Here is a 942-nt window from a genome sequence, read left to right on the forward strand (position 1 = left end):
AACCGCTTTAAGAATTGTCATATCTGACAAGCCAGAAGTCGCGTGTGCATGTAATTGAACTTCTAGATCAGTCTGAGCTTTCAAACGCCCAACCAACTCAGAAGCAGCATAAGGCGTTAATGTACCGGCCATATCTTTAATAGCGATAGAATCTGCACCCAAGTCTTCAATCTGCTTCGCTAAGCTAACCCAGCTTTCCAAAGTATGTACAGGACTTGTTGTATAGGAAAGCGTTGCCTGAGCATGACCGCCGTTTGCTTTAACAGCTTTAAGCGCACGATCCAGGTTGCGAGGGTCGTTCATCGCGTCAAAAACACGGAATACCTCAACACCATTTTTTACAGCACGCTCTACGAACTTATCAACAACGTCATCAGCATAATGTCTATAACCTAACAGATTTTGACCTCGCAACAACATTTGCTGCGGAGTATTAGGCATGACTTTCTTCAATTCTCTGATACGATCCCATGGATCTTCACCAATAAATCGAATACAGGAGTCAAATGTAGCGCCACCCCAAGATTCAAGTGACCAATAGCCTACCTGATCTAGCTTTTCAGCAATTGGCAGCATATCGTCAATTCGCATACGCGTTGCTAATAAAGATTGATGTGCATCACGAAGTACGACATCAGTGATTCCGAGTTTTTTGTTCGAATCCGTCATTTTCTATCAAGCCTTCTGTTAAAGGTTCAAATTTTATTCACGCTCACTTCTTGTGGTCTGAGCGATATTTGTCTACTGCAGCAGAGAGTACTGCTAACAGTTGCGCATCATTAGATGCTTGAGTTACTGGCGATGCAGCTGGAGCTTTAGGCTCAGGTGCTGGCGCATATTTCAAAATCATTTTTGACATGAACGATGTAGCAAAAACTAAGATCGTCAAAAATACAAAAACGAATCCCATACCCACCAACATCAAGTTTATTGCTTCAGACA

Annotated in this window: 1 protein-coding gene and 1 pseudogene; both read right to left on the reverse strand. The window is 42.6% G+C overall.

The features are described from left to right. Nucleotides 1-669: pseudogene (locus A3766_RS03715) on the reverse strand (oxaloacetate decarboxylase); the annotation flags it as partial. A 43-nt stretch (nucleotides 670-712) separates the two neighbouring features. Continuing rightward, nucleotides 713-942, reverse strand: a 230-nt coding sequence (locus A3766_RS03720; RefSeq protein ID WP_068641704.1) for an OadG family protein, incomplete at its 5' end; no start/stop codon positions are given.

Source organism: Oleiphilus sp. HI0132 (assembly GCF_001635845.1).